Raw genomic sequence first — 11,979 nt, 5'->3', positions numbered from 1 at the left:
GACGGCGGTCCAGCGAGCCCGCGTTGACGCCGATGCGGATCGGGGTGCCGTGGTCCTTCGCCGCCCTGGCGATCTCGCGCACCTTGTCGTCGAACTGCTTGATGTTGCCCGGGTTCACCCGCACCGCCGCACAGCCCGCCTCGATCGCCGCGAACACGTACTTCGGCTGGAAGTGGATGTCCGCGATCACCGGGATCTGCGACTTCCGCGCGATCGTCGCCAGCGCGTCCGCGTCGTCCTGGGTCGGACAGGCCACCCGGACGATCTGGCAGCCGGACGCGGTCAGCTCGGCGATCTGCTGGAGCGTCGCACCGATGTCCGACGTACGCGTCGTCGTCATGGACTGCACCGACACCGGGGCCCCGCCCCCGACCGCCACCGGGCCGACCTGGATGCGCCGCGACACACGCCGCGCGGCGACCGGCCGGACCGGTACCTCGGGGACGCCCAGCGGGACGGCGGTCACGGCCTCACTCCCGGTTCCCGGAGACCGTCTCGCGCATCGCGCGCAGCGACTCCTTGAGCGAGCCCATGGTGGCGAGGACGGCGGTGGGCTCGTAACCGCAGTGCGCCATGCAGTTGGCGCAGCGCGGGTCCTTGCCGCGGCCGTACTTGTCCCAGTCGGTCTTCTCGATCAGCTCCCGGTACGTCGGCACGTACCCGTCGCTCATCAGGTAGCAGGGGCGCTGCCAGCCGAAGAGCGAGTAGTTGGGGATCGCCCACGCGGTGCACGGGAAGTCGACCTTGCCCTCCAGGAAGTCCAGGAAGAGCGGGGAGTGGTTGAGCCGCCACTTGCTCCGGTTGCCGCCCGCGAAGGCCTTCCTGAACAGTTCGCGGGTCTGCTCCACGCCGAGGAAGTGCTCCTGGTCGGGGGCCTTCTCGTAGGCGTAGGCGGGCGAGATCATCATCTCGTCGACCTTGAGGTCGTCGTTGAGGTAGTTCAGCACCTCGATGATGGTCTGCGGGGTGTCGGTGTTGAAGAAGGTCGAGTTGGTGGTGACCCGGAAGCCGCGCCGCTTGGCCTCCTTGATCGCGGCCACCGCCTCGTCGAACACGCCCTCCTTGGCCACCGACTCGTCGTGCCGCTCGCGCAGCCCGTCGATGTGCACGGCGAAGGCGAAGTAGGGCGAGGGCGTGAACTTGTCCATCTTCTTGCGCAGCAGCATGGCGTTGGTGCACAGGAAGACGTACTTCCGCCGGGCCACCAACTGCCGGACGATCTCGTCGATGTGAGGGTGCATCAGGGGCTCGCCGCCCGCGATGGACACCATCGGCGCACCGGACTCCAGGACCGCACCGACGGCCTGGGCGACCGGCATGCGCTGCTTGAGCACACCCGCCGGGTGCTGGATCTTGCCGCAGCCCTCGCACTTCAGGTTGCAGGCGAAGAGGGGTTCCAGCTCCACGATCAGGGGGAACTTGTCCCGCTTGCGGAGCTTCTGTTCAGCGAGATATGTAGCGACCTTGATGGACTGGCGCAGCGGCATGGCCATTCGGCTCACCTCCGGGGGAGCAGCACATTACGGTGCCATTCGAAGAATGCAGGCAGGACGGAACGAAGGACACGGAAAGCCGATATTCCACCGCGCACCGTGCCGATACGGACGAGTTCATGTTCTGGAGCGTCCACGACCACCCGGACGGCCGCAACCGGGCGTCCGTCCGCGCGCACGGCGCTCAGGAGCGTGGCCGCCGACTCCATGTCGACGGCGATCGCGCCGGTCGCCAGCAGATCGGCCCGTTCATGACCGCGTACGACGTGGTCGGAGCCGGTGAGGGGGCCGGTGTGGACGGTGCGCCCGGGCAGGGTGCGTACGAGTTCCTTGACGAGCAGTTCCGTGCCCACGCAGGGCACGGTGCCGCGCGGGTCGCGGGTCTCCTCGGCGACGACCAGGTCGCCGGGGTGCATGCCGGGGGCGAGTCCCGCGCAGAAGCCCGTGGCCAGCACGACGGCCCCGCCGAGCACCGGGTCGGCGAGGACCCGGGTGACGGAGCGCTCGGCAGCCCTGGGCCCCATGCCGGTGCGCAGGACGGTGACGGGCCCGCCGGCCCCGCTGCGGTCGCCCATGCGCAGGGCGAGGTGCTCGATGCCGAGGGCGCAGGCGATCAGCAGCGGGGCCGGGACGGGCGGTGTGCTCATTCAGCTTCCCTTGGCCTCGGCGGGAGCGGCCTCGGCGGAGGCGGTCCGGGCGGCGGCGGTCACGGCGGAGGCGGTAGCGGAGGAGGCGGTCACGGAGGCGCTGGCGGAGGGGCCGGTCACGGCGGAGGCCGTCTCGGCGGCTGTCCTCGTGGCGAACGGCTCCCCGTGGACGTACCGGCCGAGCGCGGTCAGCGGGAAGACCTGCCGGTAGAGGTGGTAGTTGATGGAGAAGTCCCAGGGGAAGCCGGTGCCGGTGAAGTACGGCTCGTCCCAGGAGCCGTCCTCGCGCTGGGTCCGGGCCAGCCAGGCGACGCCCCGCTCGACGGCCGGCGAGTCCCGCTCCTCCGCCGCCAGCAGGGCCATCAGCGCCCAGGCGGTCTGCGAGGCCGTCGAGGCGCCGCGGCCGCTCCAGCGGGCGGGGTCGTGGTAGGAGCGCAGGTCCTCGCCCCAGCCGCCGTCGTCGTTCTGGACCCGCTCCAGCCAGGCGACCGCCCGGCGGATCGCGGGATGGCGGGCGGACAGTCCGGCCGCCGTCAGGGCGGGCACCACCGAGCCCGTGCCGTAGACGTAGTTGACGCCCCAGCGGCCGAACCACGAGCCGTCCGGCTCCTGTTCGGCCAGCAGCCAGCGGATCCCGCGCCGGGTGCGCGGGTCGTCGGAGAGGCCCTCGACCGCGAGCATCTCCACGACGTGCGCGGTGACGTCGGCCGACGGCGGGTCGATGACCTCGCCGAAGTCGCAGAACGGCAGCCGGTTGGGGAACGGGCTGGTGTTGTCCACGTCGAAGGCGGCCCAGCCCCCGCCCCGGGACTGCATCCCGAGGTTCCAGCGCACCCCGCGCGCGATCGCCCGCTCCACCCGCTCGGGGTCGTGGTGGCGGACCCGGCGCAGCGCGAGGACCACCTCCGCGGTGTCGTCGATGTCCGGGTAGTTGTCGTTGTGGAACTCGAACGCCCAGCCGCCGGGCGGGAGGTGCGGGCGGCGCTCGGACCAGTCGCCGGGCCGTACGATCTGCTCGCCGAGCATCCAGTCGGCGGCCTTGACGAGCTGGGGATGGTCGGCGGGCAGACCGGCGTCGGCGAGCGCGATGGTGGCGAGGCAGGTGTCCCAGACCGGTGACTGGCAGGCCTCGATCATCCGGGAGCCGTCCTCGCGCCACACGGCGTAACGGTCCAGCGACTTCAAACCCTCGCGCATCACGGGGTGTTCGAGGTCGTAGCCGAGCAGGTGCAGGGCGATCACCGAGTACACGGCCGGGGGCTGGATGCCGCCCCAGCAGCCGTCGTTCTCCTGCCGCTCGATGATCCACCGGGCGGCGGAGTTCATGGCGGCCCTGCGCAGCCGGCGCACCGCGACCGTGCGGTAGCCGCGGACCACCTTGTCGAGCCGCTGGAAGAGACCGTCCCAGGTGTACAGGGGTGCCAGGGGCTGCGGCGGGTTGGGGCGGTCGGGGTCGGTGTGCAGCTCGTCGAGGGGGAAGGGCGCCGGGCGCACCGGGCGCTTCGCCGAGACGACGGTGAGCGGGACGATGGTCTGCCGGGCCCAGCAGCCGAAGTGGTAGATGCTGAGCGGGAACCACTTCGGGAAGTACAGCAGCTCCGGCGGGAGTTCGGGCAGGTCCTCCCACTTCCACCAGCCGAACAGGGCGAGCCAGATCCGGGTGAAGACACGGGCGGCGGCGATGCCCCCCTGGGCGCGGACCCACTCCGAGGCCTTCGCCATGTGCGGGGCGTCGGGGGCGTCACCGGCCAGCCGCAGGGCGACGTACGCCTCGACGGTGGCGGACAGTTCGGGCGGGCCGCCGTGGAAGGTGGCCCAGGTGCCGTCCTCGCGCTGCTCGCCCCGGACGAAGCGGGCGGCGGCCTGGGTGGTGGCCTCGTCGCGGATGCCCAGGAACTGGCGGAGGAGGAGGTCCTCGGCGTCCATGGTGACGTTGGTCTCGAGGTCGCCCTTCCACCAGCCCTCGGGGTCCTGGCGGGCGAGCAGGAAGTCGGTGGCGCGCCGCATGGCGCGTGCGGCGGCTTCTTGTCCCCCGGCCGCCACGGGGATGGTGATGTCGGTGTCGCTGGCCGCGGCCGCCCGGGGCGGCAGGGCCGCCCCGGCGCTTCCGTCGGTCGTCGCTGTCATGGCTTCCCCTTCGTGCAGTCGTGCGAGTCGTGCTGCTGTGGGAACGCCGTCGGCCGGTACGCATCTCGCCTCGCGGCACCGGCCGGCGACTACGCGAGGACTATTCGACCGATAGTGATCATCTCTTTCGTACGACGACGAAGTCGGCGAGCGCCGTGAACCGGTCCCGCACCTGCTCGGGCATGTCCACGGCGTTCAGGGCCTCGATGGCGACGGTGTGCTGACGGCGGGCCTCCTCGGCGGTCCAGTCCCGGCCGCCGGCCTCCTCGATGAGCGCGGCGCGGGCGGCGAACTCCTCCTCGGAGAAGGTCGCGAAGTCGCTGCTCTTGGCGTCGGCGGCGAGGATCTCGCCGAGCCGCTCGGAGGCGGGGCCGCCCGCCGCGAGGGCCGCCACGACCGGCAGGGACTTCTTGCGCTGGCGCAGGTCGCTCCAGGTCTGCTTGCCGGTGGAGACCGGGTCGCCCCAGATGCCGAGGAGGTCGTCGACGGCCTGGAAGGCCAGGCCGAGGTGGTAGCCGTACTTCTCCAGGCGGTCGGCGCTGCGCTCGTCCGCGCCGCCGAGGACGGCGCCGATGGAGCTGGCGCAGGCCAGCAGGGCGCCGGTCTTGTTGCCCTCCATCTCCAGGCACTCCTCGACGCTGACGCGGTCGCGGTGCTCGTAGGAGATGTCCTGGGCCTGCCCGTCGATCAGGGCGCGGGTGGCGGTGGTCAGCCTGCGGGTGGCGCGGCCGGCCTCCGCGGTGCCGAGTTCGAGGAGGATCTCGTTGGCGAGGGCGAACAGGGCGTCGCCGACCAGGATCGCCTGGGCGGGACCGTGCACCTTCCAGACGGTGTCGCGGTGCCGGCGCTGCTCGTCGCCGTCCATCAGGTCGTCGTGCAGCAGCGAGAAGTTGTGGACCAGCTCCACGGCGACCGCGCCGGGCACCCCGGTCTGCGGGGCGGCGCCGGTCACCTCGGCGGAGAGCACCGCGAGGGCGGGACGGACCGCCTTGCCGCCGTCGCCGTCGGTCGGGTTGCCCTGGGCGTCGATCCAGCCGAAGTGGTAGGCGGCGACCGTGTCCATGGGCGGCGCCAGCCGGTCGACGGCCGCCCGGAGCACCGGAGTGGCCAGGGTGCGGCCGCGCTCCAGGAGCGCGGTCACGTCCACCGCGGTCCTGCGAGCGGCCGGCGAGGCCGGGGGCACAGTGGGCACAGTTTCTCCTCTTGTTGCGGTACCGGAGGGGGTGCGGGGGTGTGCCGAGCCGTGCTGATCGAGCATCAGGCCGCCTCCTCGAACGCGAAGAGCCGGTGGGGTCGGGGCCGGCCGAGGGCGCCGAGCGCGGCGTCCGCCGCGTTCACGCCGCTGCGGACCGCACTCTCCATGGTCGCGGGCCACCCTGTGGCGGTCCACGCTCCGGCCAGGTACAGGCCGGGGGCTTCGGTGCGGGCGCCGGGACGCAGCCGCCCGACGCCGGGGGCGGGAGCGAACGTCGCGTGGCGCTCCCGGGTGACGAAGAAGTCCCTCACCTCGGCGCCGCGCGCGCGGGGCAGCAGCCGTTCCAGCTCGGGAAGGTAGCGCGCGCGCAGTGCGGCGACCGGGGTGTCGATCTCGTCCTGGGCGGTGGACTGGGACAGGGCGAGGTACTGGCCCTCGCACAGCCCGGAGGCGTCGGTGCGGTCGAACACCCACTGCACGGGGGTGCCGAGCGCGGCGAGGAAGGGGGCGTCCAGCACCTTGCGGTCGTAGACGACGTGGACGTTGAGGATGGGCGCGGTGCCGATCTCCTTCAGCCGTCCCGGGTCGTCGAGCGCTCCGGCCGGCAGCAGATCGTGGGTCTCGCCCTGCGGTACGGCGAGGACGACGGCGTCGGCGGTGAGGGTCTCGCCGGGGACCCGGACGCTCCAGCGTCCGTCGCCCTCCGGGGAGAGCGAGGTGACGCGGGTACGGACCTCGGTGCGTACGCCCGCGGAGTCGAGCGCCCGGCGGGCCAGCCCGTCGTGCAGGTCGCCCAGGGGGACATGGGCCCAGCCGATGTCGGCGGCGCCCGGGTCGGAGAGCAGTCCGGTCTTGAACACCATGGCGGCGAGCGCGAGGGAGGCCTCGCCCGCGACCGCGTTGAGGGTGGCGACCCCGACCAGGTCCCACAGGGCCTCGACGGCGCGCGCCGACTGGCCGTGCGCGGTCAGCCAGCTGCCGAAGTCCTGCGCGTCCAGCGCCGGGTCGGCGAGGTCGAGCCCCTTGAGGGCGAGCGCGGCCCGGCCCACCCGGGCCCGTTCGGCGAGGGAGAGGTGCGGGTAGGTGGCGAGGCTGCGCCCGAGGTGCAGGGGCACCGGCAGGGCGTCGCGCCGGAGCCTGCCGAGCCGGCGTCCCGCGGGCCGCGCGACATCGACAACGGGCACGTCGAGACGATTTTGCAGAGGGGCCAGGGCGGCGCCCCCGATGCGGTCGAGGAACCAGCGGTAGGCGGTGCAGCAGCGCAGATAGACATGCTGGCCGTTGTCCACGGTGAGGTCGCCGCGCCGGAAGGAGAAGGCCAGTCCGCCCAGGCGGGGGCGGCCCTCCAGCAGGGTGACGCGCACGCCCGCGTCGGCGAGCGCGAGCGCGGCGGTGATGCCGGCGAGTCCGCCGCCGACGACGACCGTGTGCCGTCCGTCGCTCATCGTGCACCCTCCCCTGCCGCCCTGCCGTGGTAGGTGAACTGTGCACGGCCCGCGGTCGCACTCAGGGACGCCGCGCCGCAGCGGAGGGTTGCGTGCCGCTTTCCGTCGGTTCCTGTGGTTTCCCCGGCGGCGGCACCCCGTCCCGCGGCGTCGCCCACGGCGCCCATCAGGCATGCCTCCTGACGGTCTGCCGGGAGACGTGCCGGGCGTCCAGTCCGGACAGTCCGCGCACGGCGACATAGGCCTTCTCGCGGCCGGGCAGCGAGACCCGGCCGCGCAGCACGGCGGCGGGGTCGCGTTCGATGCGGTCGAGCAGGCGCCGGTAGATGCCGGCCATGGCGGCGACACAGGCGCCGCTGCGCCGGTCGAGCAGGGGCAGCAGCCGGTAGCCCTCGGCGAACAGGGTGCGGGCCCGGCGCACCTCGAAGTGCACGAGTCCCGCGAAGTCGGAGCCCTCGGGCGGCGTCGGCCCGTCGAACCCGGCCGAGCAGCCGAACTTGGCGAGGTCGTCGGCGGGCAGATAGGTCCGGCCGCCGGCCGCGTCCTCACGGACGTCGCGCAGGATGTTCGTCAGCTGGAGCGCGAGCCCGAGGGTGTCGGCGTACTCCGGCGCGCGCTCGGCGCCGCGCGCCCCCGGTTCCGTACCGAACACACCGAGCGAGAGGCGTCCGATCGCGCCCGCCACACAGCGGCAGTACGCCTTGAGGTCGTCCCAGGTCTCGTAGGTCTCACCGCGTACGTCCATCAGGACGCCGTCGATCAGTTCGTCCAGGCCGCCGAGCGGGACGGGGAAGACGCGCGCGGTGTGGGCGAGGGCGACCGCGACGGGGTCGGTGTCGTCCTCGTCGACCTCGCCGTGGCGGACCCGGGCGAGCAGGGCGCGGGTGTCCTCCAGGCGGGCGGCCTTGACCTTGTCCTCCAGGGCGCCGTCGCCGATGTCGTCGACGCGGCGCGAGAAGGCGTACAGCGCCGACATCGCGCGGCGTTTCGGTGTGGGCAGCAGCCGGATCCCGTAGGCGAAGTTACGGGCCTGCGCTCCGGTGACGGTCTCGCAGTAGCTGTAGGCGGCGAGTACCGGTGCGGACACGTGCGGTGACGGCTCCACGGTCCGGATCACCCCTCTCCTCGCAGGGTCACGCCCACCTCGCGCAGCAGCCGGAGCTTGCCGGGCTTGGGCGGGCCGGGAAGGACGTCGTACTCGGCGGCGGCGATCGCGTGGACCGCCGCCCTTCCCCCCGCCACGAATCCCGCGAGCAGCAGCCTCAGCCTGCCCTGGACGCTACCCACGAGGGGGGCGCCTTCATTCAGCAGATCGCGGGCGCGTTGCGCCTCGAACGCGACCAGGGCGCGCACCGAGGCGCCCGCCGTGGGCGCGGCGAGATCCGCCTCCCGCACATGAAAGCGCTTCATGTCGGAGGCGGGCAGGTAGACGCGGTCGCGGCCGAGGTCCTCGGCCACGTCCTGGAGGTGTTCGACGATCTGGAGTGCGGTGCAGACCGCGTCGGAGCGGCGGATCCGCTCGGGGGTCGCGGTGCCGGTGACGGCGAGCACGAGACGGCCGACGGGGTTGGCGGACAGCTCGCAGTAGGCGAGCAGGTCGTCGTAGGTCTCGTAGCGCTTGACGAGCTGGTCCTGGCGGTTGGCGGCGATCAGGGCGAGGAACGGCTCGGGGGTGAGGCGGTGGCGGCGGACCGTGGGCAGCAGGGCGCGCAGCAGGGGGTGGCGGGGCCCTCCCGGGGTGCCGGGGGAGCCCTCGAAGACGCGGCGCAGATCGGCCTCGAAGGCGTCGAGGAGGAGCAGGCGGTCCTCGGCGTCGGCGGCCGGTACACCGAGGAGGGCGGCGTCGGCGCCACCGGGGGCGAGGTCGCCGTCCCCGATGTCGTCGACGAGCCGGGCGAAGCCGTAGACGGCCATGAGGTCCTCGCGCCACGCGCGGGGGAGGAAGAACGGGGCGACCGGGAAGTTCTCGTCGGAGGCCTTGTCGAGGGTGCCGCGTCCGGGACCGCCGGTGCGGGGCACGACCGGCGCCGTCATCGTTCACTACCCGGGGCAGGGACGGCACGTACTGCCTTGAGCTGGGGAGTTTCCGTAGCCATTGCCGTCACATCTCCCGTTCTACACCGCCGACCCAAGACACACTATTTCGGACACGCCGCCCGGCTGTCCGCGCGGCAGCCTCGACCGAGGGTGTCGCGCATTATCGCCCCACTTGACGCGTTTCGGGACCTGTCACAGCTTACGTTGTACAACCAGCGGGGTCCGCGCGGGTGTCCCACAGATCACAACAACACACCGATTCGCGTCAAGATTCCTACGCGGTACCGGAGTTGACGCTTCCTTTGCAGACACGTGGGCCCCACCGGACCGTTCCGGCGGGGCCCCGGTCGCCACGCGCTACTTGCCCGTGAACTTCTCGTACTCCTTGAGGACCTCGTCGGTCGGTCCGTCCAGGCGCAGTTCGCCGCGTTCCAGCCACAGGACACGGTCGCAGGTGTCGCGGATCGACTTGTTGCTGTGGCTGACCAGGAACACCGTGCCGGCGTGCTTGCGCAGCTCCCGGATGCGTTCCTCGGAGCGCTTCTGGAACTTGCGGTCGCCGGTGGCCAGGGCCTCGTCGATCATCAGGACGTCGTGGTCCTTGGCGGCGGCGATGGAGAAGCGCAGCCGGGCCTGCATGCCGGACGAGTAGGTGCGCATCGGCAGGGTGATGAAGTCGCCCTTCTCGTTGATGCCGGAGAAGTCGACGATCTCCTGGAAGCGCTCCTTGATCTGCTCCCGGGACATGCCCATGGCGAGCCCGCCGAGGACCACGTTGCGCTCGCCCGTGAGGTCGTTCATCAGGGCCGCGTTGACGCCGAGCAGGGAGGGCTGGCCGTCGGTGTAGACCTTGCCGCTCTCCGGCGGCAGCAGACCGGCGATGGCCCGCAGCAGGGTGGACTTGCCGGAGCCGTTGGAGCCGATCAGGCCGATGGCCTCGCCGCGGTGGGCGACGAAGGAGACCCCGCGGACCGCGTGCACCTTGCGCACACCGCGTGCCTCGTCGCCGGAGCCCCGCCTGATCATCCGGCTCAGCGCGGCGGTGGCGCTGCCCTTGCCCGTCTTGGCGCCGTTGACGCGGTAGACGATGTGCACGTCGTCGGCGATGACGGTGGGGGTGTGCCGTGCGGATACCTGGTCAGCCACGTCCGTACCTCTCCTCGGCCTTCCAGAAGTAGAGGAATCCGCCGACCGCGAGCACCAGGGCCCAGCCGCCGGCGACGGCCCAGACGTGGTCGGGAAGGTTCTCGGCGCCGTACTCCTCGATGAGCGCGAAGCGCATGAGGTCCATGTAGATGGCGGCCGGGTTCCACTGCAGGACGTTGGCCACCCACTGCGGCTTGTCGGCGAGGAAGACGGGGATGGAGAACATCACGCCGGAGGCGTACATCCAGGTCCGCATCACGAACGGCATCAGCTGGGCGAGGTCGGGGGTCTTCGCGCCCGCCCGGGCGAACACCAGCGCCAGTCCGGTGTTGAAGGCGAACTGCAGGACCAGCACCGGCACGATCAGCGCCCAGGAGGCGTCCGGGTAGCTGCCGAAGCCGATCACGACGACGAACATCACCAGCATCGAGTACAGCAGCTGCTGGAGCTGCTGGAGCGCGAAGGAGATGGGCAGCGAGGCGCGCGGGAAGTGCAGGGCGCGCACCAGGCCGAGGTTGCCGGAGATCGCCCGGACCCCGCTCATCACGGAGCTCTGGGTGAAGGTGAACACGAAGACGCCCGTGACCAGGAACGGGATGTACACGTCCTTCGGCATGCCCTTGCTGGCGTTGAGCAGCACGCCGAAGATCATGAAGTACACGAACGCGTTCAGCAGCGGCGTCGCCACCTGCCACAGCTGGCCGAGCTTGGCCTGGCTGTACTGTGCGGTCAGCTTCGCCCGGGAGAACGCCAGGATGAAGTGCCGGCGTCCCCAGAGCTGGCGGACGTACTCCCGCACCGGGGGCCGGGCGCCGCTCACGGCCAGCCCGTACTTGGCGGCCAGCTGGGCGGCCGTCAGGCCCCCGTCGGGCGACGGAAGCGCGCTCACCGCGACTCCGCCGTCATGCGTTGTCTCACTCACAAGTAGGAAACTTTCGTCTTCGCGATGCACGGCCTTGACCGGGCCGGCATGAGCCGGGGGGCTCCCGGTGCGGCCGGGAGCCCTCTGGGACGAGCTTGTCAGATGACCGGGGGGCGGCCCAGTCTGGTCAGCCGCCACACCGTACGCCACCTGATGGGCCTGCGGGGCCCGCACGATGTGGTCCAGCCTTCCCGGAAGCCGCCGAACCAGGCCTTCAGCGCGGACCGCGAGGGCCGCCGCGCCAGGGTGAGCAGCAGCCACACCCCGAGATAGACCGGAACGAGCACGGCGGGCAGGTTGCGCCGAGCCAGCCAGACCCGGTTGCGCGCCACCATGCGGTGGTAGACCGCGTGCCGCGAGGGCGCGGTCGTGGGGTGGTACAGCACCATGTCGGACCGGTAGTCGATCATCCAGCCCGCGTCGAGGGCCCGCCAGGCGAGGTCGGTCTCCTCATGGGCGTAGAAGAACTCGTCCGGCAGTCCACCCACATCTGCGAAAACCTGCGTACGGACGGCGTTGGCGCCGCCGAGGAAGGTGGTGACCCGGGAGGAGCGCATCGGGTCGGAGGCCCGCAGCCTCGGCACGTGCCGGCGCTGGGTGACGCCGGTGTCCGGGTCGGCGATGCGGAAGCTGACGATGCCGAGCTCCGGGTCGGCGGTGAAGGCCCGCCGGCACAGCTCGGCGGTGTCCTCCCGGGCCAGCAGGCCGTCGTCGTCGAGGAAGAGCAGGACGTCGGCGTCGCGGCCGGCCGGGCCGAAGGCCTCGATGCCGACGTTGCGGCCGCCGGGGATGCCCAGGTTCTCGGGCAGCTCGACCGTGCGCACGCCCTCGGGGACGTCCGGGACGGGCGAGCCGTTGCCGACCACGACGACCTGGACCGGGTCGCCGTCCTGCCCCGCGACCGAGTCGATCAGGGCCCTCAGCTCGTCGGGGCGGTTACCCATGGTGATGATCACCGCCCCGACCT

Annotated in this window: 12 protein-coding genes; all 12 read right to left on the bottom strand. The window is 72.0% G+C overall.

Going from position 1 to position 11,979, the window contains the following annotated elements:
• Window positions 1-466, bottom strand: a 466-nt coding sequence (locus tag AQJ58_RS21320; protein WP_159056282.1) for a flavodoxin-dependent (E)-4-hydroxy-3-methylbut-2-enyl-diphosphate synthase, incomplete at its 3' end; no start/stop codon positions are given.
• Window positions 467-470: 4 nt separating this feature from the next.
• Entirely contained in the window at window positions 471-1,493 is a 1,023-nt protein-coding gene (gene hpnH / locus AQJ58_RS21315; RefSeq protein ID WP_067252346.1) for an adenosyl-hopene transferase HpnH, read from the bottom strand.
• Between the two features lie 5 nt (window positions 1,494-1,498).
• Complete coding sequence (locus AQJ58_RS21310) at window positions 1,499-2,140, bottom strand: phosphorylase family protein (RefSeq protein WP_067252345.1); 642 nt, start codon at window positions 2,138-2,140, stop codon at window positions 1,499-1,501.
• On the bottom strand, window positions 2,141-4,267 hold the full coding sequence (gene shc, locus AQJ58_RS21305; protein ID WP_067252343.1) for a squalene--hopene cyclase: 2,127 nt from the start codon (window positions 4,265-4,267) through the stop codon (window positions 2,141-2,143).
• Window positions 4,268-4,385: 118 nt separating this feature from the next.
• Entirely contained in the window at window positions 4,386-5,450 is a 1,065-nt protein-coding gene (locus AQJ58_RS21300; protein WP_079079085.1) for a polyprenyl synthetase family protein, read from the bottom strand.
• Between the two features lie 74 nt (window positions 5,451-5,524).
• The gene (hpnE, locus tag AQJ58_RS21295; RefSeq protein WP_067252340.1) at window positions 5,525-6,907 is read right to left on the bottom strand and encodes a hydroxysqualene dehydroxylase HpnE; all 1,383 of its coding nucleotides are present in this window, start codon (window positions 6,905-6,907) and stop codon (window positions 5,525-5,527) included.
• Window positions 6,904-7,074 (bottom strand): DUF6380 family protein, encoded by a 171-nt coding sequence (locus tag AQJ58_RS45935; protein WP_420712170.1) that lies wholly within the window; start codon window positions 7,072-7,074, stop codon window positions 6,904-6,906. The genes hpnE and AQJ58_RS45935 overlap by 4 nt, the downstream gene beginning before the upstream one ends.
• Window positions 7,074-8,024, bottom strand: coding sequence for a presqualene diphosphate synthase HpnD (gene hpnD, locus AQJ58_RS21290; protein WP_067252339.1), 951 nt, complete (start codon window positions 8,022-8,024; stop codon window positions 7,074-7,076). Before hpnD ends, AQJ58_RS45935 begins: the two co-directional genes overlap by 1 nt.
• Window positions 8,021-8,941, bottom strand: a complete 921-nt coding sequence (hpnC, locus tag AQJ58_RS21285; RefSeq protein ID WP_067252337.1) for a squalene synthase HpnC — start codon at window positions 8,939-8,941, stop codon at window positions 8,021-8,023. The genes hpnD and hpnC overlap by 4 nt, the downstream gene beginning before the upstream one ends.
• A gap of 360 nt (window positions 8,942-9,301) precedes the next feature.
• Entirely contained in the window at window positions 9,302-10,090 is a 789-nt protein-coding gene (locus tag AQJ58_RS21280; protein ID WP_067252335.1) for an ABC transporter ATP-binding protein, read from the bottom strand.
• Entirely contained in the window at window positions 10,083-11,012 is a 930-nt protein-coding gene (locus AQJ58_RS21275; protein WP_067252334.1) for an ABC transporter permease, read from the bottom strand. Before AQJ58_RS21275 ends, AQJ58_RS21280 begins: the two co-directional genes overlap by 8 nt.
• A 98-nt stretch (window positions 11,013-11,110) precedes the next feature.
• Window positions 11,111-11,956, bottom strand: a complete 846-nt coding sequence (locus AQJ58_RS21270; protein WP_067252643.1) for a glycosyltransferase family 2 protein — start codon at window positions 11,954-11,956, stop codon at window positions 11,111-11,113.
• Window positions 11,957-11,979: the final 23 nt, after the last annotated feature.

The sequence above is a fragment of the Streptomyces sp. DSM 15324 genome, from assembly GCF_001514285.1.
GTDB lineage: Bacteria > Actinomycetota > Actinomycetes > Streptomycetales > Streptomycetaceae > Streptomyces.
This window is presented reverse-complemented; position numbering and strand designations above follow the sequence as displayed.

Excerpts from the sequence above, each read along its gene's own strand:
- hpnH (WP_067252346.1), bottom strand. The coding sequence starts at position 1,493 with ATGGCCATGCCGCTGCGCCAGTCCATCAAGGTCGCTACATATCTCGCT.
- AQJ58_RS21310 (WP_067252345.1), bottom strand. The coding sequence starts at position 2,140 with ATGAGCACACCGCCCGTCCCGGCCCCGCTGCTGATCGCCTGCGCCCTC.
- shc (WP_067252343.1), bottom strand. The coding sequence starts at position 4,267 with ATGACAGCGACGACCGACGGAAGCGCCGGGGCGGCCCTGCCGCCCCGG.
- hpnE (WP_067252340.1), bottom strand. The coding sequence starts at position 6,907 with ATGAGCGACGGACGGCACACGGTCGTCGTCGGCGGCGGACTCGCCGGC.
- AQJ58_RS45935 (WP_420712170.1), bottom strand. The coding sequence starts at position 7,074 with ATGGGCGCCGTGGGCGACGCCGCGGGACGGGGTGCCGCCGCCGGGGAA.
- hpnC (WP_067252337.1), bottom strand. The coding sequence starts at position 8,941 with ATGACGGCGCCGGTCGTGCCCCGCACCGGCGGTCCCGGACGCGGCACC.
- AQJ58_RS21270 (WP_067252643.1), bottom strand. The coding sequence starts at position 11,956 with ATGGGTAACCGCCCCGACGAGCTGAGGGCCCTGATCGACTCGGTCGCG.